Here is a 20511-nt window from a genome sequence, read left to right as displayed (position 1 = left end):
CCAAACCCCGGCGCCATAGCAGGTCTAGCGGCCGGGGTTGGTATTCGCACTAGCCAGGGCAGTGTCGCGCCATGGCCTCTGCCGCATTGTTGGGCAGTATGTGGTTGAAGCCTTAACTTAGGCAGCCTTCGACAAATCGAAGATGGAGCCTAAACGCTGGGCGAACATCATGTCGCCTTCGAGTTGCACCTTGCCGGTCATGAAGGCGGTCATGCCGTCCAATTCTCCGGTGAGCAGGTCCCGTAAGTCGTCATCTGTCATCGTGATGGATACGGTGGGTTCGCCTGCGGTTCCTTCGCTCACCGTTGCCGCTCCATCAGCGATGGTGACATAGCGTGGGGTGGAGCAGTTGAACTGCACTACCGCGTTCACACCAGCTGCACCATCAGGGTCTACAGCTGTGGGCATTTTGGTGAAGATTTCGTCCAGGGTCATAGTTGTCTCGCTCGTGGTCGATGGTCGATAAATTCGGCGGCCGCGTCCTACTGCGTGCGTCCTCGAGGACGCGCTGAGCAGCGAAGCCGAGCTCAGTGTAGCCCGAAACCCAGTCTGCTCGGCAAATCCGGTAATTAGTATTTCCAATGGAATGGGCGCGTGATGACCTTGTTGTGGTAGTTTTGTCCCTTCTGACCTGGCGACAAATGGAAGAGACGAGTAAGCGTGGTTACCAAAATTATTCGGCGTCATTACCAGCGGAATCTGGTGTCTGTGCCGGCAGATCTGAGCCAGGTAACTTGCGTCGACTCTGAGGAGCAGGGTCAATCCCGTCTCAGGGAGTCGATCTGGCGCCGGGTGGAGGACCTTTACCGAACTGGCTACCACCCTGGAATCAGCCTGTGTATTCGGCATCGCGGGCGTGTAGTGCTGAACCGCGCGATTGGGCATGCTCGTGGCAATGCGCCCGGCGATGTTGGTCCGGCGGTCCCCTTGGATCTGGATACGCCGATTAGTTTGTTTTCTTCTTCGAAGGCCATGACCGCCTTGCTGATCCATCAGTTGGCGGAGCAGGGGTATTTAAGCCTGCATGACCCCGTAGCTGAGTTCATTCCCGAGTTTGGTCGCGCCGGCAAGCATAAAACCACGGTTGAACAGGTGTTGGCGCATCAGGCGGGCATACCGTCTTTTCCCACAGAGTTCGGCATTGAGCATGCCGGAGATTGGGATTCCGTCATCGACGTTCTCTGCCGGATGCCGCCCATGTCTAAAGCCGGGCGGATGACGGCCTACCACGCTATCACTGGCGGCTTCGTGCTGGGCGAAGTGGCGCAGCGAGCCACAGGCCGCCCCTTGCCTGAGCTGCTCGATACTTTGCTGCGTAAACCCCTGGGGTTGAAGCACTTTACCTATGGTGTGCGCCCTGAACACAACGACTCAGTGGCCTTAAACGCCTTCACCGGCCCGCCACTACCGCCGATTTTGGGCGCGATGGCGCGTAAAGCATTGGGCATAGAGTTTGAAGAGGCTTGTGCCATCTCCAATACCCCCATCTTCCTGAACAATGTGATTCCGGCGGGGAACATCTTCTCCACTGCCGAGGAGAGCAGTCGCGTTTTTCAAATGTTGCTGGATGGTGGGCGCTGGGAAGGGCAACAACTTCTCAGCCCGGAAACGGTACGCAACTTGGTTGCACCTTTCGGTCGCATTCGTTACGACCGGATGTTGCGTATTCCGATTCGATATAGTCGTGGATTGATGCTTGGTCACCCTCTCGTCAGCCTTTATGGGCATCGGAATCCATTAGCATTTGGTCACTTGGGTTTTCTCAATATTCTGTGTTGGGCGGATCCGGAGAGAGATATCTCTGTGGCCTTGCTCACCACAGGCAAAGCCGCTATCGGCCCCCATCTGCCGGCATTGGCGCGGGTGTTGGGAGCCATCAATTCAGGATTTGCGCCGCAGCCGGTGAGTGATCAGCCGGATTGGACAGTGGGCTTGCCGCGTGGCCTGGCTGCAATGCTCTAGACACTAGGACTGCTGGGAGCAGGGAAGGAGACAGAATGAAGACTTCAGTACGCATTGGTTGTGCGTCTGCTTTTTGGGGTGACACGCAGACTGCGGCCCGGCAATTGGTCGAGCATGGTGATCTGGACTATTTGGTCTTCGATTATCTTGCGGAAGTGACGCTGTCGATCATGTTGCGCCAGCGCATGAAGAATCCTCAAGCAGGCTTCGCACGCGACTTCATCGATCCCGTCATGCGGCCGTTGTTGCCCGCAATTAAACGCCAGGGTATCCGCGTATTGTCGAATGCTGGCGGCTTGAACCCCCAGGCATGTGCCCAGGCGCTGCAGGAGGCGGCCCAGGCGCAAGGGATTGAGCTCAAAGTAGCCGTTGTGCTCGGTGATGATGTGCGCCACCTGCAAGACGAACTGCGCGCCGAAGGTGCGCGTGAAATGTTTAGCGATACGCCAATGCCCGAGCAGCTCATCACCATGAATGCTTACCTAGGTGCGGGTGGGCTTAAGCAGGCTCTGGATGCCGGCGCCGATGTGGTTATTACGGGGCGCATTGTCGACTCGGCGGTGACCTTGGCCCCTTTAATGCACGAGTTCTCGTGGTCAGAAGACGACTACGACCGTCTGGCTGCCGGTGGTATCGCCGGCCACATTATCGAATGTGGGGCGCAGTGTACGGGGGGGAACTTTACGGATTGGGAGTCCGTGCCGGGCTACGAGAACATGGGCTTTCCCGTCGTGGAATGCTTTGCCGACGGTCGATTCCTGGTGAGCAAGCCACCCAACACTGGAGGCCTTGTTACTCCTTTGACTGTGGGTGAGCAGATGCTCTACGAGATTGGGGATCCTGGCTGCTATTTATTGCCGGATGTGACCTGCGACTTTCGCAGCGTGGAATTGACCCAGGTGGGGCCGGATCTGGTGGAAGTCAGCGGATGTCGTGGCCGCAGCCCCAGTTCGAGTTACAAAGTCTCGGCGCTCTATCCCGATCAATTTAGAGTGACGACCACCCTGCTCATCGGCGGCATGCAAGCGCCAGCAAAGGCCCGGCGAGCCGCCGAAGCCATACTGACCAAAACGCGTGGCATTTTGGAACAACAAGGCTGGGGCGACTTCAGTGAAGTGTGTGTCGAAACCTTAGGGGCCGAGTCAATCTACGGGCCTCATAGCCGGCGCGATGATACCCGCGAAGTTGTTTTGAAAATTGCCGCCAAACACACGCGCAAAGAAGCCTTGGAGGTTTTAACGCGGGAGATGCCGCAGGCGGCGACGGGCATGGTGCCTGGAGTGACGGGTTATTTTGGCGGCCGGGCAAGCGTGACACCCATTCCACGTCTTTATTCCACGCTGGTGGCCAAGAACAAGGTTCCGGTTCGGCTGCAGATCAGCGACGAGGAAGTCGCGGTGCCGGTTCCTCCAGGGGACGATCAGCTTGCCCACCAGGCCCCGGTGATCGATGCCGGAGGGCATTGGAACATAGACTTGGACCAGCCGCTGACGGAAGTGCCGTTGATGACATTGGCGGTGGCGCGTAGTGGCGACAAGGGGGATAAGGCCAACATCGGCGTCATGGCGCGCAAGCCGCAGTATTTTCCCTGGATTGCCCACAGTTTAAGTGCCGAAGCTGTTCGCGACTGGTTTGCGTACTTACTTGCCGATAACGCTGGCGTACATCGTTATGTGCTGCCCGGAACGCATGCTCTGAACTTTTTGCTGGACTCGGCCTTAGGCGGAGGCGGTGTGGCCTCATTACGTATCGACCCGCAGGGCAAATGCCTAGGGCAGATCCTGCTCGAGCATCCAGTACAAGTGCCTGAGAAGTTACTTTAAATAAATTACATGAAGGTCTGGTCGTGCGAGACGGCTCAGACTAATTCTAGATAGTGCGGCTAAGAGGATGACTATCAATGCAATTTAGTGCAGAGCACCAGGAGCTCCGGAAAACCGTAGCACGTTTTGTCGAGGCCGAACTCAACCCGCATGTCGAGGCGTGGGAGGAGGCCGGCATTTGGCCTGCTCGCGAGGTTCTCAAGAAAATGGCAGGCCTTGGGCTGCTGGGAATATCTAAACCCGAGGCCTATGGCGGCATGGGTTTGGACTACAGCTATTCTTTGGTGTTCGCTGAAGAGATGGGCAATTGCTCCTGTGGCAGCTTACCCATGGCCATTGGTGTGGTCACGGATATGGCCACGCCAGCTCTGGCCAAGTTCGGCTCTGACGAATTGCGGGAAGAGTTTCTGGCGCCAACCATCGCGGGTGAGCGGGTGTGTTCGATTGGGGTGAGTGAACCTGGAGCCGGCTCGGATGTTGCAAACATCCAAACCCGAGCGGCTAAAGAAGGGGAGAACTACATCATCAACGGGCAGAAGATGTGGATCACAAACGGCACTCAGGCGGATTGGATTTGCCTGTTGGTCAACACCTCCGAGGGTTCGCGTCATGGCAATAAATCCTTGGTGATTGTGCCTATGGATGCTCCCGGTGTGACCGTGGAAAAGAAGCTGGACAAGCTGGGCATGCGCGCCTCGGACACGGCGATTATCCATTTCGATAATGTGCGGGTGCCCCAGCGCTTTCGCATCGGCCAAGAGGGTGCAGGCTTCATGTATCAAATGATGCAATTCCAGGAAGAGCGCTTGTATGGGGCCATGAGCGCCGTCAAAGGCATGGAGCGCGCGATCAATCAAACCATTGACTACTGCAAAGAGCGGCAGACTTTCGGCCAGCCTCTGATCAATAACCAAGTGATCCACTTCCGCCTGGCTGAGCTGCAAACCGAGGTGGAGTGCTTAAGAGCGCTGTGCTACCAAGCCTGCGAGGACTACGTTAACGGTAAAGACGCGGTTAAGCAGTGCTCCATGGCCAAGCTCAAAGCCGGTCGGCTGGTGCGTGAGGTCGCGGATTCTTGCCTGCAGTATTGGGGCGGGATGGGCTACGTGAATGAAACAGAAATTACCCGTAATTTCCGCGACTCCAGGTTGATTTCCATTGGCGGTGGGGCGGACGAGATCATGCTGGGCATTATTTGCAAGATGATGAGTATCTTGCCCAGCCGCAAAGCGAGCTGAACTTGAGGGCTAGGATGGCGAAGTGCACAACTTCAAAGCGCTTAAATACCTTAATAATGTTCCCTAAGTGCCTGATATAAAGCTTAAAACGCCCTGTCAAAACAGATGATGTTTGCGCTAACTCTACCCTCAGCTAAAGTGTCGGCGCACCCTGGCTTGTGATGACGTCGCGATGAAATGCTCCTAAAAAACCAATTAGAACAATGATGTATAAGCATTACCTCACACACGACCTTAATTCATATGGCTGCGAGCTCCGCTAGCATGAGCCAGCACAAGACAGCACTGTATGACTCGGTATTTAGGCCAGGCTTATTTGCCGAACAAACCATCGTGGTGACCGGCGGTGGCAGCGGTATCGGCCGATGCACTGCGCATGAGTTGGCGAGTTTAGGCGCCAAGGTTGTTCTGGTTGGCCGCCAGGAGACGAAGCTCATCCAGACCCAAGCCGAGATCCAAAGTGACGGTGGTCAGGCGGCCTACACCACTTTGGATATTCGGGACGAAGCCGCTGTGGAAGCCGCCATCGCAGGGATCATTGCCGAACACGGACCGATTCACGGCTTGGTCAATAATGCCGGCGGACAGTTTCCGGCCCCGCTCACCGCCATCAATCAAAAGGGTTGGGAAACCGTAGTTCGCACGAACCTTACGGGCGGTTTTCTCGTCAGTCGCGAGGTCTACACCCAGTGTATGGCGGAAACCGGTGGCGCTATCGTCAACATCGTTGCAGATATGTTCGGCGGCATGCCCAACATGGGCCATTCCGGCGCGGCACGCGCTGGCATGGTCAACTTCACCGAAACGGCCGCTGTGGAGTGGGCGCGCAGTGGTGTTCGGGTGAATGCAGTGGCCCCAGGCTGGATTGCCAGTTCAGGCTTGGATACCTATACCGACCCACAGATTCGCGCGGCTCTACCGAAGATTCGCCATGCTGTACCCCTGAAGCGATTAGCCGAAGAGGCCGAGGTTGCTGCGGCAATGACCTTTTTGCTGAGTCCTGCGGCTGCTTATCTCACCGGCATCACCATACGAGTTGACGGAGGCTCTACCCTCAATCAGCGTATGTACCCCATTCCAGACCATGATCGGTCTCAGCCGTATCAGGGCTTCCACCGCGCAGTTCGGCCCAAGATTCTTGGCGGCTGAGCCCACGCATACACATTGCTAGGAGACAGAGAAAAGCATGGCCGTCATTGAAAGCAAGGTCGATAGCCACAGCCCGGAGTTCGCCCAGAATCAAGAAGACATGTTGGCGTGTATTGCGGAGTTTCGCGCCGTAGAAGAAAAGGTGCGGGCCTCTGAGGAGAGCAAGCGGGAGCGTTTTCGTAGTCGTCAACAACTGATGCCGCGTGAGCGGGTCGCACGCCTGTTAGATCGTGGCTCGCCGTTTTTGGAGCTCAGCACTCTGTGTGGGTACAAGGAGCATGACGACAAAGATGGCTCTTTAGCGGGCGGCAACCTCATCGGAGGGATCGGTTATGTCTCCGGTGTCCGGTGCCTCATTACTGCCAGCAACTCGGCGATTAAAGGCGGCACCATGAGCCCCTGGGGGGTTCAAAAGACGCTGCGGCTGCAAGAGATCGCCTTGGCCAACAAACTGCCGGTTGTGGCCTTGATTGAATCTGGGGGGGCAAATCTGCCTTACCAGCATGAGATGTTTATCCAGGGTGGTAAAACCTTTTGCAACCAAGCCCGGCTCTCTGCCGCCGGCATTCCCCAGGTGACCATCGTGCATGGTTCGTCTACGGCCGGCGGTGCTTATATGCCTGGCCTATCGGATGTGACCATCATGGTGCGCGACAATGCCAAGGTCTTCTTGGCTGGTCCTCCGCTGCTCAAAGCGGCAACCGGGGAAATCGCCGACGACGAAGAACTTGGAGGAGCCGAGATGCATGCAACGGTCGCTGGCACCTGTGAGTTCACCGCCAGCGATGATGCCCAGGCCATTCGCATTGCACGCGAGGTGATGCAAAAGCTGGGCTGGAATAGCAATCAAACCCTCCCCGGTGGGCGCGACTTTGCGCCGCCCCAGTACCCCATAGAAGACCTGCTCGGCGTGGTGCCTGCTGATTATCGCCAACCCTACGATTGTCGCGAGCTCATTGCGCGGCTGGTGGACGACTCCGACTTCACTGAGTTTAAGGCTGAGTTTGATCAGCAAACCATTTGTGGCCAGGCCAGTATTGAGGGTTGGCCCGTCGGCCTCATTGGCAATAACGGCCCGATCACCACCAAGGGGGCGAATAAGGCGGGGCAGTTCATTCAGCTTTGCTGTCAGCTCAACATGCCCATTGTTTATCTGCAAAACATTACGGGCTACATGGTGGGCACGGAGTCCGAACGGGGCGGAATCGTGAAGCATGGCTCGAAGATGATTCAGGCTGTTGCTAACGCCAGCGTCCCCCAAATTACTTTGGTGGTGGGTGGCAGTTTTGGGGCCGGAAATTACGGGATGTGCGGGCGCGGTTTTGATCCCGATTTCATCTTTGCTTGGCCCAATTCTCGCACCGCTGTTATGGGCGGTGAACAAGCCGGCAAGGTCTTATCCATTGTGACCGAAGCCAAGATGAAGAAATCCGGGCAAGAGGTTTCTACCGAGTTCTTGGAGCAAATGCAGGCCAAAATTGAGGCCATGTTCGCGGAGAACTCCCACCCCTTCAAAGTCTCGGGACGGCTATGGGACGACGGCATCATTGACCCCCGTGACTCGCGCCGCGTTCTAGCGCTGTGTTTGGCTATCTGCCGGGAGCGTGAGCACCGCAAGGTGCAAACCAACAGTTTCGGCGTGGCTCGCCTCTAAGGGGCTGTTGTCATGCTCACGGCGACCCTAGCGCCCACTCTGTACCCCTTTTATTCACTGAGGACTCCAGCCTAGGAGCTGGAGACAATTGCTATGCATATCACACATGAACACGACGAGATCTATCGCACCACAGCTCGCTTTGTAGAAGACGAGATCAATCCCAATGTGGCTGAGTGGGAAGCCGCAGGCGTCTTCCCCGCCCGAGAAGTGTTTCGTGGTCTGGGCGAGTTGGGCCTGCTAGGCATCACTAAGGACGAGGATGTCGGCGGCCTAGGGCTGGATTATTCCTATCAGTACATGTTTGCCGAGGCCTTAGGCACCTGCACCTGCGGCGGCATTCCCATGGCCATTGGGGTGCAGACCGATATGTCGACGCCGGCTTTGTCCCGCTATGGCTCTGATGAGCTTCGCGAGCAGTTTTTGGCGCCAGCTGTATCTGGGGAGCACGTGACCTCTATCGCGGTTTCTGAGCCTGGCGCAGGTTCGGACGTAGCAGCGATTAGCACCACCGCCATCGCCGAAGGCGGGGACTACGTCATCAACGGGCAAAAGATGTGGATTACCAATGGTACCCAGGCAGACTGGGCCTGCACCTTGGTCAATACCTCTGAGGCGCAGGCCGGGAATCGGCATGGGAATAAATCCTTGGTGGTCATTCCTTTAGATGCTCCTGGCGTCACCCGGAATACCAAGCTGGACAAGCTGGGCCAGCGCTCCTCGGATACGGCGATGGTGTTCTTCGATAACGTGCGCGTGCCCCGCCGCTATCTCATTGGTGAAGAGGGCAAGGGCTTTATTTACCAAATGCAGCAGTTCCAAGAGGAACGCATTTTCCTTGCGGCCAGCATTCTCAAAGCCATGGATCGCGTGCTGGCCGATACTGCTGAATACGCGCGTGGCCGGAAGATGTTTGGAGCCACGGTACTCGATAAGCAGTATGTGCAGTTCAAGCTGTGTGAATTACACACGGAGCTGGAGGCAGCAAGGTCACTGACCCGTGAGTCCTGTGCAGACCTCATTGCCGGGCGCGATGTGACGCTGAAGGCTTCGATGGCGAAGCTGAAAACCACTCGCTTGGCGCGCGAGCTCACCGATACCTGCTTGCAGTTTTGGGGGGGGCAAGGCTTTATGTGGGAATCCTCCGTTGCCCAGTTCTACCGTGACCTCCGCCTGCACTCCATTGGCGGTGGCGCCGATGAGGTCATGCTGAGCATCATCGCCAAGCGCTTAGGCTTGGCCGGAGGGCGTGCATGAGCACCCTGCCGGCTACGCAGCATCTCCAACTGGAGCGCAGCGAGGAACTGCTGACGATCTGGTTTAACCGGCCCGAAGCCCGCAACGCCATGTCTTTGGAGATGTTGGCGGAAATCGAGGCCGTATTGGCGGCTATTCATGATGACCGCAGCATCCGCACTTTGGTTCTACGCGGGCGGGGTGGCCATTTTTGTGCCGGCGGCGACATCAAAGATATGGCGCGGGCTCGACAACAGCCACCCAGCGAGGCTGAGGATGCCGTTGTGGATTACAGCCGCGCCTTCGGTCGCATGATTCTGGCCGTGAACCGGGCCCCGCAGGCCGTTGTGGGAGTACTAGAGGGTGCCGTTCTGGGCGGCGGTTTCGGTCTGGCTTGTGTGACGGACGTGGCCATTGCTCATCGCGACGCGAAATTTGGTTTGCCGGAGACCGGCTTGGGAATCACCCCGGCTCAGATTGCCCCCGTGGTGGTCCAGCGCATTGGCCTGACGCAGGCGCGCCGGCTGGGAGTGTGTGGGGGGCGCTTTGATGGTGCAGAAGCCCGGCGCTTGGGGCTGGTGCATTTTCTCGCCGATGATGCGGGCGACATTGACGATCTTGTTGCTCGTGTACGGCATGAAGTTCGTCGCTGCGCCCCGCAAGCTGTCGCCGATACCAAAGCATTAATGCTGGACTGCCAGCAACGCAGTCCTGAAGCCAACATCGAAGAGGCGGCGCGGGTTTTTGCCCTTGGGATTCGCAGCGAAGAAGGGCAGGAGGGAACACGCGCTTTTGTGGAAAAGCGCCGCCCACAGTGGGCCGAAGTTGGAGCAGGGGAGACACAGGCGTGAAACGCATACAAACAGTATTGGTTGCTAACCGCGGGGAAATTGCGGTTCGCATTATTCGCGGTATTCACAAAATGGGTCTGCGCGCGGTGGCAGTGTTTTCTGCTGCGGATGCCGGAGCCTTGCACGTGCAAATGGCAGATGCTGCCTATCCGGTAGGCCCGGCGCCATCGGCAGACTCTTACCTACGCATCGACCGCATCATTGCCGCCGCGCAAGAGGCTGGGGCGCAAGCCGTACATCCTGGGTATGGCTTTCTTGCTGAGAACGCTGAGTTTGCAAAAGCCTGTGCGGATGCCGGGCTGATCTTTATTGGCCCTAGCCCCGAAGCCATCTCCCTGATGGGGAATAAGCGCGCCGCGAAACTACGCATGATTGAAGCGGGCGTGCCATGCGTACCAGGTTATGAAGGCGCTGATCAGGATGACGCAACCCTTCTCGCACGAGCGCGCGAAATTGGTTTGCCCTTGATGATCAAGGCTGCGGCTGGCGGCGGCGGTCGGGGAATGCGCTTATGCACGCAGGATAACCAGCTGGAGGAGCTACTGCGGGCCGCCCGAACCGAAGCCGAAAATGCCTTTGGCTCGGGTGAGATCATTTTAGAGAAAGCCGTTATTGGCGCCCGGCATGTCGAGGTGCAGGTCTTTGGGGACAGCCAAGGCCAGGTGGTGCACCTGTTCGAGCGGGACTGCTCGGTGCAACGTCGTCATCAAAAGGTGGTGGAAGAAAGCCCATCGCCAGCCGTCGACGCGGCTTTGCGCACGCGTATGGGTGAGGCAGCGGTACAGGCCGCTGCGGCCATCGGCTATGTGGGTGCTGGCACGGTGGAGTTCCTGCTGGGAGCCGATGGCGAGTTCTACTTTTTGGAGATGAATACCCGCCTACAGGTGGAGCATCCTGTGACTGAGATGGTCACCGGCCAGGATCTGGTGGAATGGCAGCTTCGGATTGCCGATGGCGAAAGCCTGCCATGCACACAAGACGAGCTGAGCCAGACCGGACACGCGATTGAGGTGCGCCTCTGTGCCGAGGACCCGACTCAGGATTACCTGCCGCAAACCGGAGCGGTACTGCGCTGGGATCTGCCAGAGTTAGCGGGTGTGCGGGTCGACCATGGTCTGCGTAGGGGCGGTGAAATCAGCCCCTACTATGACTCCATGGTGGCAAAGGTCATCGCGCATGGCGCCGATCGCGCAGCCGCCATCCGCCGGCTACGCCAGGGCCTCAGGCAGCTGCGCCTGCATGGAGTGCAAACCAACCAGGATTATCTAGACGCGATTTTGGCCGAAGAGGACTTCGCGTCTGGGGAGTTTCATACGGGATATGTGGAGAGCCATTTCCCCACTGCGGCCTTGGAACAATGGGCCCCACAGCCTCTAGATGTGGCTGTTGCCGCCATGGTGCTGTATTGGGATGATGCTTGGAAACTGCAGCAAAGCAGCGATCTCAGCGCTGATGCCATGGCTTGGAGTAGCTCCAATCAGGTGCCGCAGACTCTGGTCTTGAAGCAGGGAGACACTGAGTACAACGTCAGCGTGCTGCACTTGGGCGAAAAGCGTTGTCAGCTGCGGGTCGGAGATCAGACCTTAGAGCTTGGCGCAGCCGAATGCGATGGTCATGTGCGTCACTTGATTTGGCGCAATGTGAAGGTCCGCGCCGCTTATACCCGTGATCACAATAGGGTATGGCTGAGTTTCGCCGACCGGAACTGGTGTTTCGAGGACCTGAGCTACGCTGCGGAAAAACCGCCAGCTCCTGGTTCTGATGGGCGTATTTGCGCGCATAGCGACGGCAAAGTCACCAGAGTACGTGTTGCTGTTGGTGAAACAGTGGCCGCTGGACAAGCCATCGTGAGTCTGGAGGCGATGAAGATGGAGTTTCAGTTGCAGACCCCGGTGGCCGCGACTGTGGCCGAGGTGCTCGTGGAGGAAGGACAGCAGGTCGCCAACCGCCAACTTTTAGTCCGACTAGACCCCAACCCAGATTAAGGGGCATGATGCCCCCGGATCAAAACGGGGAGAAAGGTCATGCAAGTAGTAGGCATGGCTGAAGACCGTGGTGAGCGCTTGGGGCGGCGCTTCTTACTTCGGTTTGCGACTCCGCTGGAGTCAAAGTTCGTTGCGGAGTACGAAGCGCGGCGCCTATTCATGGTGCGGCTGGGGCTGCTGATCGCAGCCCTGATGTACGTGGGTTATGCCCTGGTCAGAGGTTTAGGCGAATGGGACCGCACCTTACTGCATACCAGTATGCTGCGGGGCGTCATCATCATCAGCATGCTAGCCGTGTATTTGGTACTCGAGCGGATACAGGGTGATGCTAGGCGTTGGTTGATCGCACTGAACTATGTGCTGTTCACGGCTTGCCTCGCGGCTATTGAGGGTTTGAACCTAGCCGCGGGTGAGGTTGCACGTTATGAAGGCATGATCTTTATCGTGTTTCACTGCCTGGTTCTCAGCGGGCTCCTGCTGCGCCATGCGGTGTTGGTGGTCGCTGCCATTTACGTGCTGTATGCCGTGCTCATGCCCTTATCAGCGATTAGCACAGAAAATTTGATCTACCAGCTTTTCTTTTTATTCCTCACTATCGCCCTGGGTTTTTGCGCGCAGTACTTAGTGGAAAGCCGCGAACGGGAATCCTGGCTGCGTCAACGCAGCCTTGAGTCCCAGGCCCGGATTGATCCGGTGACCGGTCTGTATAACCGCGCCGCCTTCGAGCAGCGCCTGCCACAGCGCATGGACCAGGCCCGGACGGCGGAAGAGGCGGTGTGTTTGGTGCTGCTCGACGTGGATCACTTTAAGCAGGTGAACGACGTCGCAGGTCACGCCGTGGGTGATCAAGTACTTGAGGCGGTGGGCCAACACATGCAGGCGAAGGGACATCACCCCCGAGACCTCAGTGCGCGTTGGGGTGGTGATGAGTTTGTGGCGCTATGGCATTGCGCTCGGCTCGACATCTTGCAGCAGCGCTTTGAGCAGCTGCAGACGGCTTTGCAAGGTCTTGAGCGCCAGAATCAGCAGCAGCCCATAGCCGTAAGCATCGGAGCGGTGGTCATTCCGCCAGAAGTGGTGATGCAGGCATCGGAGTGTTTGCAACTGGCCGATGAGCAACTGTACGCCGCCAAAGCGGCGGGGCGGCGAACGTGGCGGCTGAAGAGTTTGCAGCAAGCAGGCTGATACACTGGTGGATATCGTTGTTCGGAGATCATCCATGAAGCTTATTTCCGCCATTATTAAACCCTTCCGCTTGGATGAGGTTCGCGAAGCTTTGGCTCAAGCTGGCGTATCCGGCATGACCGTCACCGAGGTGAAGGGCTTCGGTCGCCAAAAAGGGCATACCGAGCTCTACCGTGGAGCGGAGTATGTGGTGGACTTTCTGCCAAAGATCAAAATAGAAGTGGCGGTGGGTGACGATCAGACTGACGCCGCTGTGGATGCTATATTGCAAGCAGCGAAGACCGGAAAAATTGGCGACGGCAAGGTTTTTGTTACCCCGCTGGAGCAGGTGGTTCGAATTCGCACTAGCGAAACCAATGAGGCCGCTATTTAAGGCGGCTTAGCAACAGCTTTCGTCGGTATGATTCGCGATCAGGGCTATTTGTTTGTGCTGGTGGCGCGCAGCGATATGCGTGCCCGTCAGTTGCTGACGGATACTCGAAATTTGCTGGACCGCAGCCACCGCAGTGTCGTGGCGCACCGCTACACCACCGATAGCCGCTTGCGCAGCTACAGCGTGCCTTTGGCCGCGCCCGAGTTCGCTGCGCGTGATGACTATGGCTGTTTTAGTTTTAGTTGGACTGCGCGTGGGCACCGCCATGCGGCCGGAATCGAGGTCGATCGATGGCTTGATGGTGGATTAAACGTTCTCCTGCACGGCCACAAAGGAGCGCTGCCAGCAGCTAGAGAGCGTCATGCTGGCCGCTTAAGGGTGGTTCTGGCGCCAGCGCCGGTCGCCAACCAATCCTGGAATGAAGTCCTGCAGAGCTGGCAGGGCGTGGATGATCAACTGCCGCTGGAGCTAGAGGTCAACGACGCTCCTTTGGAGTCTCCTGAAGCGGCGATTGTGCTCGACACCGAGCTGCCCGTGGCCTGCCGTCAGTTAGCCCAAGCGATGAGCTTGAAGGTGCCGCCCTTAGGGCAGGAATATTGCGCCGCAGGTCCCTTGATGGATGCACTCGATGGCTAAACCCAAGCCGCGTCGCACGCAGCGTCCACCGCTGAAGATGCAGCTCACGGTGAGTGTGGCCTTCGGGCCGGACGAGGAGGATCGGGTCACGGTGATAGATGATCGTGAGGTCTGGATGGTGGGAAGCATCTTTGCCTACCGCGATCGCATCGCCAAGTTAGCGATGAGCACCTTAATTCGAGCGGCTTTATTACAGCCTAAGGTGGCGGCCAAAATTATGCCGGGATTAGCTGGAGTTGCGCGCCGAGCGGCGCGCCGTGCGGCACAATAGGGGAATGATTTTTCGACTCCTCTTAGCCGTGACTGGCGGCGGCATGGCCGTGGTTCTTGCAGTCGTCATGCTCATCTACGGCGTATACCTCAATGATCACCCCGACTTAGCGGCCGACATGCCCCTACTGTTGGTAACCACCCTCATCTTCGCAATGCTCGGGGGCTTGGCGACGCTGGCCAGTCTGGCCAGCATCAAATCATGGCCGCGACGCCTTTGGTGGGATGGGGCATTGCTAGCCTGCCTGCCGCTATCGATTCTGTTTTTATGGCAGGCCTATGCCTGAGAACGCCCCCCCGGTTCAGTTCACATCCGTCGCGCGTGGCTACCCCAAGGCCATCATTCCAACACTGCTGGGCGTGCTGCTGATATTGCAACTTACGAATGGTCACTGGTTATTAGCCGCTTTGAGTGTGCTTCCTGCCGTGCTACTGGTGGCTTCCGGGATAGGCTTACTGCTCTGGCCAGGGGACGTTCGACTGCCCCAATACCTCACATTAGGGGCGGGATTGGCTGTATTGCCAGGAGTAGCTGCGCTCGTTTTGCAGCTGCCAGTACTAGGAGCAGTACTCATTCTCGCTGCGGCTTTGAGCTGGTGGGTTGCGGGGACCATTTCCCTGGCAAGCTTCCCTCGAGTCAGTGGAGCGCCGGCGCCGCGTCACGACTGGGCCTCGGCAGCGCGTATTGGGACAGATCAAGCCTTATTAGCCTGGTTTAAAACGATCATTCGTCCGCCTCAGAACAGCGCGCGTGTGCAGGTCTTGGACGAGTTACAACAATGGCGCGATTGCTGGATGGCAGACAACCCCCCAGCACTGCTCGACTGTCATCCCACGCCGCCAGCTCTGCCTAGAGTCGAGGGGATGGAGCGCAGCCTGTTTGGGCTGCGTTACAAACATATTCGCTGGCTGTCTGAGTTTCCTTTGGACGAAGATTGGCCAGGGCTTCAGCGCTGGGGGCAACACATGCGCAACCATCGCGCCCATGCGTGGTTGCTTGAGCATCCCGGCAAGCCGAGGCCGTGGCTACTCACCATTCATGGCTATCGCATGGGGACGCCAGGTTTGGATTTTCGAGCCTTTGAGCCTGGGCTACTCCACAAGCGCCTGGGGCTCAATATCGCGTCTGTGGTGTTGCCCTTGCATGGCCCACGGAAGACCGGCCGCGTCTCGGGCGGCCATTATTTGGACGGGGATTTTTCCACCTTCGTCCATGCTGAGCGTCAAGCACAATGGGATATCCGGCGCTTGCTGAGCTGGTTGCGCCTGAACCGACATGCTCCGGCTATCGGTGTATATGGCTTAAGTCTGGGTGGTTACAACGCCGCCTTATTGGCGGGGCTGGACGAAGACTTGGCCTGCGTGATCGCCGGCATTCCGGTGTTTGATATGGCGCAGACACAATGGCGCCATATTCCTTTGGCCCTCAGGCGTAGCTTGGAAGCTGATGGCGTGAGCGAAGATTTGCTCCGCATGGCCTACGCTCCGGTCAGCCCTGGCATGTTTGCCGCGCAGCTTCCACCCAGTCGTTTAGGAATTTTTGCCGGGACTATGGACAGCTTGGTGTGGCCGGATCAACCCTTGCAGCTGGCCCAACATTGGCAGGTGCCCACTCCATACTGGTTCCCAGGGGCCCATCTCACTTTTGCTGGCACCAGCGCACAGCGCCAGTGCTTGATCAACACTTTGGCCGCAGGAGGCCTGATCGATGCGCAACGACAGCCCATCCGCTCAGCGGATTTACCGTAAGGACTACCAGCCCCCCAATTGGGCCGTAGAGACCGTTGAGCTCTACATCGACCTTTGCGCTGCTGCCGATGATCAAGGGGCGCATCCCATGGAGGTGCGGTGCACCCAGCAGCTTAGAGCTCTGGGCAGCGGGCCCACTGATCTGGTGCTGGATGGGCGCGACATGGAGCTACTCTCCATCGCCGTGGATGGCCAAACATGGCCAGAAGAGCACTATGAGCTCGGATCGGATCAGCTCACGATTCGCGAATTGCCTGCAAGTGCCACACTCACGATTACCGGTCGCATTACACCCTTTGCTAACGCAAGTCTAGAAGGGCTGTATGCCTCACCAGGTTTGCTTTGCACCCAATGTGAGGCACATGGGTTTAGTCGCATCACCTGGTTTATGGATCGCCCAGATGTGCTCAGCCGGTATCGCGTAGAGCTGCGGGCACCTAGCGAGCGTTATCCGGTATTGCTGGCCAATGGCAATCGCGTGGAACAGCAAGACGAGGCGGGCATTCGGCGGGTTGTCTGGGAAGACCCATACCTCAAGCCCTGCTATCTCTTTGCCATGGTGGCTGGAGATTTGGGTTGTGTGCGTGATAGCTACACCACAGGCTCTGGCCGCGAGGTGGCCATCGAGTTCTGGTGCGATCGTGGCTTGGAGTCGCAGCTTGATCACGCGGTTGCATCCCTCAAAAACGCGATGCATTTTGACGAGCAAGAATACGGACGCGAATACGACCTGGATCTCTACATGGTGGTCGTCGCCAGGGCCTTCAACATGGGGGCCATGGAGAACAAGGGCTTGAACATTTTCAACCCCAAATGTGTTCTCGCTCATCCGCGTACCGCCACCGACGAGGACCATATTCTGGTCGAAGCCGTGGTGGCCCATGAATATCTGCACAACTGGACCGGGAACCGAATCACCTGCAGGGATTGGTTCCAGCTCTCTCTCAAAGAGGGATTAACGGTGTACAGAGAGCAGCATTTCTCGGCCTTGCATGGGGGCGGTGCAGCGCAGAGGATTCATGAGGTCGATCTTCTACGCAGTCGCCAATTCGTTGAAGACGCCGGCCCTTTGTCGCATCCGGTACGCCCGGACTCCTATGTAGACATGAATAATTTCTACACCGTGACGGTGTATGAGAAAGGGGCCGAGCTCATTCGTGTATTGCGCAGCCTGGTTGGAGAGCGTGGCTTCGCTGCCGGGATGCAAACCTACTTTGAGCGCTTTGACGGTCAAGCGGTCACCTTAGAGGATCTGCTGAGCTGCTTTCGTGGGCCTCATGACGAGGACCTCACGGCCGCTATGTTGCGCTGGTATGACCAAGCAGGAACGCCGCAGCTGGAGCTGCGGCTGAGCGTACAGAGCGACACTCAAATTCAGTTAGAGCTGGAGCAAAGCCCGCCTCGTAACAATGCTCAGTTCGAGCCGGTGCCCATTCCTGTTGAACTGAGCTTTGTGGACTCTGCCGGTATTTTGCCGTTGGCCGGCGCGGAGGCCTCGGGAGCCTATTGTTGTCATTTGCGGGAAGCAAAGGCCACCACCACCTTGTCTTTGAGCCGACCTGCGCAGGGCCCGGTCACACCCATTCTTGGCGGAGGCTTCCCGGCCCCTGTGCGTGCACAGCTGCATTGGTCCTTCGAGCAAAAGTTGGCGGCGGCTCGGTCTGCACCGGACCTGGTTGCGCGTTGGGAGGCGATGCAAGCCCTTTATCGGGAGGCTATGGACGCTCAAGAACCCGCCAGCGTGATGGCGCAGATGCAAGAGGTGATCAGCGCTGCCTTGCAGGACGATGTTCCCGCCGATGTTCAAGCAGCGCTGCTGAGTCCGCCGCCAGCGGCTAGCGTTTTGGCCGACAGTCAAGATGTGGACCCGAATGTTTTACCCCCCAAGCACGATGCTCTGGAGCGGGCGCTCGCCGCCGCGGTTTGGTCGCAGCCTAAACGTGCTGAAAAAGCCTTGGATGTGCCCTCCAGTTGGCGCTTTGTACCGGCTGATGTCGCAGCTCGCAAGCGCGCATTGCGTTTGCTGCAGCTGGGCCTGAAGGTCAAAGCCGATGGTGTTCGTGAGCGCGCGCTGGAATGGTTGAGACATAGCGATAACCTCAGCCAGCGCTTCGGCGCCCTTGCGGCTTTGTGGAGCTGTGAAGATGCGCAGGCGATGCCGTTATGGGAGTCCCTCTGGGAAGAGTATGCCCATGATGAGTTGGTGCTAGACCGAGTGTTGGGGCTGCGTGCTCGCTATGCCAAGCCAGACGAATGGCCGCAGTTGTTACAGCACCCTGGGTATAAGCGTACGGCGCCTAACCGCGTGCGCGCAGTGCTAGACACGCTGCTCCGACATAACCTTAGCGCCTTCTATTCGGCAGCTAATGAACAGGCACGTCAGTGTTGGATGGAGGAGATCGTGGCCTTGGATGGGCTGAATCCCCAGCTTACGGCCCGTTTGATCACCGGCTTAGAAACGCGCCTCTGTTTGAACGCCCATTGGCAGGATTTAACCGCGCAGATGCTGCAAAGCCTCCGTCAGCGTGTGCGTTCCCCAGCCGTGCATGAACAAATCGGTAGATTGCTCAAGAGTGCCGACTGACATATTTCTGTCATTATCGCGTCACATCATGAGATCAGTTTTTGACTGATGTCTTGGGCAGTTATGTACGGTCGTCATATCCTAATCGTTGAGGATGAAGAGCCAATTCGGAATCTGGTGCGCTTTGCTTTAGAGCGTGAGGATTACCAGGTACATGAAGCCGGTACAGCCCAGGAAGGGCGGGTGGCTATTGCAGAGCGGCGACCAGATTTAATCCTGATGGATTGGATGCTGCCCTCCATGAGCGGTTTGGATTTTTCGCGCGAGCTCAAGTCCAGCGAGAGCTTTTGTGATATCCCCATCATCATGCTCACAGCTCGTGGTGAAGAAGAAGACAAGGTTCGTGGCCTGTATGCCGGCTGTGATGATTACCTGACCAAACCTTTCTCTGCAGCAGAGCTGGTTGCGCGTATCCACGCGGTGCTGCGCCGCAGCCATGTGGGTGGGCTGGACGCGCCAATTGAGGTTGGAGACATTGCGATTGATGTTGCTGCGCAACGTGTCACCATCCAAGGCCAGCCCTTGTCCTTAGGTCCCACCGAGTATCGCCTGCTGCATTTTTTCTGCACCCACCCAGAACGGGCCTATACCCGCGAGCAGGTGCTGGATCGTGTATGGGGGCAAAATGTTTACGTGGAGGAGCGAACGGTTGACGTGCATATTCGTCGACTCCGTAAAGCTCTAGCTCCACATGGCTGCGATGCCTTGATTCAGACGGTGCGTGGGACGGGGTATCGGTTCTCAACACGACCCAGCGCCTGAAGAACCACTGAGTAAGTCGCTGCGCTTGCAATCTGCATTGCCGGCGGTACTCGGAGTCCTCACATATCCTAGATATGCTGCGGCTCCTGCGCTCCGGCGGCAATCCACCTTGCTGCGCTCGCGGACTTCCTAAGCGGTCCTTAACCTGCCTGTGGGTTTGTTGAGTCCGTGACGGACGTTGTGTCGGTACGTCATAACGCTTGCAATTTCGGTCAGCGGCGGTGCTCGAAATGCTCACATATGGTGGATTAGATTTGGCTCCTGCGTTTGGAGATAAACCATCTATCACTGCTTGCGGGTGGAAGTCATCAAACAATTGGGCGCGCCGGATGAGTGAGCTGATTACGGTCAGAAACGGCCGCGGTGGTCGCAAACCAAACCAAAGGACTGTACCCCTGTGGGCTGCGAAAAGCTTAGATACGGTATGATTTATATACCATGTTTGAGTTTGACGAAGCCAAGAGCGCCGCAAACAAGGCCAAGCACGGCATTGACTTCATCGATGCGCAGGTCCTGTGGGACGATCCACGGCTTCTTGAGATCCCCGCAAGAACGGATGACGAACCCCGCTCTCTTATCGTAGGGAGAATTGGAACGAAGCACTGGTCGGCAGTAATCACGCACCGGAACGACAAAATTCGAATCATCTCGGTGAGGCGATCCAGACGCCAGGAGGTTGAGTTGTATGAAGGCTAAGACATTTGACCGCAAGTTCGACTCCGGAGAGGACGTCAGCGATGAACTCGACCTATCCAAGGCTCGGCGACCGAACCTAGAGCAGCGCCGTGTCAACGTGGATTTCCCCACTTGGATGATCGAGCGACTTGACCGCGAAGCCAAGCGGCTTGGCGTAACCCGACAGTCCATCATCAAAGTTTGGCTGGCAGAGCGCCTGGATGACCCCGACTCAAATCAAGCCGCCTGAAGCGCTTGGAGATGCGTGTTCATTTGTTTGGGCCCGGAGTCTCAACCATGGCCGGCTCGGTAATAATCGACGATCTAGTGTCCCTTAACAGAAGTTCGTCGCACATATGCGGGTCAGCACGGGGTGTGC

The 20511-nt window shown here is 57.5% G+C and carries 18 protein-coding genes and 1 pseudogene; 18 read left to right on the top strand and 1 reads right to left on the bottom strand.

Annotation, left to right across the window (positions count from 1 at the left end):
- Positions 1 to 117: 117 nt before the first annotated feature.
- Positions 118 to 435 (bottom strand): SCP2 sterol-binding domain-containing protein, encoded by a 318-nt coding sequence (locus KI787_14215; protein ID MBV6631106.1) that lies wholly within the window; start codon positions 433 to 435, stop codon positions 118 to 120.
- A 225-nt stretch (positions 436 to 660) separates the two neighbouring features.
- Between KI787_14215 and KI787_14210 the strand changes: the two genes are divergently transcribed.
- The 18 genes and pseudogenes from KI787_14210 (at position 661) to KI787_14125 (ending at position 20382) form a co-directional block, all read left to right on the top strand.
- The gene (locus KI787_14210; protein MBV6631105.1) at positions 661 to 1962 is read left to right on the top strand and encodes a beta-lactamase family protein; all 1302 of its coding nucleotides are present in this window, start codon (positions 661 to 663) and stop codon (positions 1960 to 1962) included.
- Positions 1963 to 1997: 35 nt separating this feature from the next.
- On the top strand, positions 1998 to 3785 hold the full coding sequence (locus KI787_14205; protein MBV6631104.1) for a DUF1446 domain-containing protein: 1788 nt from the start codon (positions 1998 to 2000) through the stop codon (positions 3783 to 3785).
- A 77-nt stretch (positions 3786 to 3862) separates the two neighbouring features.
- On the top strand, positions 3863 to 5023 hold the full coding sequence (locus KI787_14200) for an acyl-CoA dehydrogenase family protein (protein MBV6631103.1): 1161 nt from the start codon (positions 3863 to 3865) through the stop codon (positions 5021 to 5023).
- A 264-nt stretch (positions 5024 to 5287) separates the two neighbouring features.
- Entirely contained in the window at positions 5288 to 6172 is an 885-nt protein-coding gene (locus tag KI787_14195) for an SDR family oxidoreductase (GenBank protein MBV6631102.1), read from the top strand.
- A gap of 37 nt (positions 6173 to 6209) precedes the next feature.
- Positions 6210 to 7826 (top strand): acyl-CoA carboxylase subunit beta, encoded by a 1617-nt coding sequence (locus KI787_14190; protein MBV6631101.1) that lies wholly within the window; start codon positions 6210 to 6212, stop codon positions 7824 to 7826.
- 93 nt (positions 7827 to 7919) lie between these two features.
- Positions 7920 to 9083, top strand: a complete 1164-nt coding sequence (locus KI787_14185; GenBank protein ID MBV6631100.1) for an acyl-CoA dehydrogenase family protein — start codon at positions 7920 to 7922, stop codon at positions 9081 to 9083.
- Positions 9080 to 9913: an enoyl-CoA hydratase/isomerase family protein gene (locus tag KI787_14180; GenBank protein ID MBV6631099.1), complete on the top strand. Its 834-nt coding sequence runs from the start codon at positions 9080 to 9082 to the stop codon at positions 9911 to 9913. The genes KI787_14185 and KI787_14180 overlap by 4 nt, the downstream gene beginning before the upstream one ends.
- A gap of 14 nt (positions 9914 to 9927) precedes the next feature.
- Positions 9928 to 11898: pseudogene (locus KI787_14175) on the top strand (acetyl-CoA carboxylase biotin carboxylase subunit).
- Positions 11899 to 11937: 39 nt separating this feature from the next.
- Positions 11938 to 13083, top strand: coding sequence for a GGDEF domain-containing protein (locus KI787_14170; protein MBV6631098.1), 1146 nt, complete (start codon positions 11938 to 11940; stop codon positions 13081 to 13083).
- A gap of 34 nt (positions 13084 to 13117) precedes the next feature.
- Positions 13118 to 13456, top strand: a complete 339-nt coding sequence (locus KI787_14165; GenBank protein ID MBV6631097.1) for a P-II family nitrogen regulator — start codon at positions 13118 to 13120, stop codon at positions 13454 to 13456.
- A 27-nt stretch (positions 13457 to 13483) separates the two neighbouring features.
- A complete protein-coding gene (locus KI787_14160; GenBank protein MBV6631096.1) occupies positions 13484 to 14092 on the top strand; it encodes a hypothetical protein in 609 nt (202 codons plus the stop codon).
- Positions 14085 to 14363, top strand: coding sequence for a hypothetical protein (locus KI787_14155; protein MBV6631095.1), 279 nt, complete (start codon positions 14085 to 14087; stop codon positions 14361 to 14363). The genes KI787_14160 and KI787_14155 overlap by 8 nt, the downstream gene beginning before the upstream one ends.
- Before the next feature lie 4 nt (positions 14364 to 14367).
- On the top strand, positions 14368 to 14649 hold the full coding sequence (locus tag KI787_14150) for a hypothetical protein (GenBank protein ID MBV6631094.1): 282 nt from the start codon (positions 14368 to 14370) through the stop codon (positions 14647 to 14649).
- A complete protein-coding gene (locus tag KI787_14145) occupies positions 14642 to 16111 on the top strand; it encodes a prolyl oligopeptidase family serine peptidase (GenBank protein MBV6631093.1) in 1470 nt (489 codons plus the stop codon). The genes KI787_14150 and KI787_14145 overlap by 8 nt, the downstream gene beginning before the upstream one ends.
- A complete protein-coding gene (pepN, locus tag KI787_14140) occupies positions 16071 to 18695 on the top strand; it encodes an aminopeptidase N (GenBank protein ID MBV6631092.1) in 2625 nt (874 codons plus the stop codon). Before KI787_14145 ends, pepN begins: the two co-directional genes overlap by 41 nt.
- 63 nt (positions 18696 to 18758) lie before the next feature.
- Positions 18759 to 19457: a phosphate regulon transcriptional regulator PhoB gene (gene phoB, locus KI787_14135; protein ID MBV6631091.1), complete on the top strand. Its 699-nt coding sequence runs from the start codon at positions 18759 to 18761 to the stop codon at positions 19455 to 19457.
- A 438-nt stretch (positions 19458 to 19895) separates the two neighbouring features.
- Positions 19896 to 20153, top strand: a complete 258-nt coding sequence (locus tag KI787_14130; GenBank protein ID MBV6631090.1) for a BrnT family toxin — start codon at positions 19896 to 19898, stop codon at positions 20151 to 20153.
- Positions 20143 to 20382, top strand: coding sequence for a CopG family transcriptional regulator (locus KI787_14125; protein MBV6631089.1), 240 nt, complete (start codon positions 20143 to 20145; stop codon positions 20380 to 20382). Before KI787_14130 ends, KI787_14125 begins: the two co-directional genes overlap by 11 nt.
- Positions 20383 to 20511 lie beyond the last annotated feature (129 nt).

This window comes from Oceanococcus sp. HetDA_MAG_MS8, from assembly GCA_019192445.1.
GTDB lineage: Bacteria > Pseudomonadota > Gammaproteobacteria > Nevskiales > Oceanococcaceae > MS8.
The sequence above is the reverse complement of the archived record's forward strand: the minus strand, read 5'-3'. Positions and strand labels throughout refer to the sequence as shown.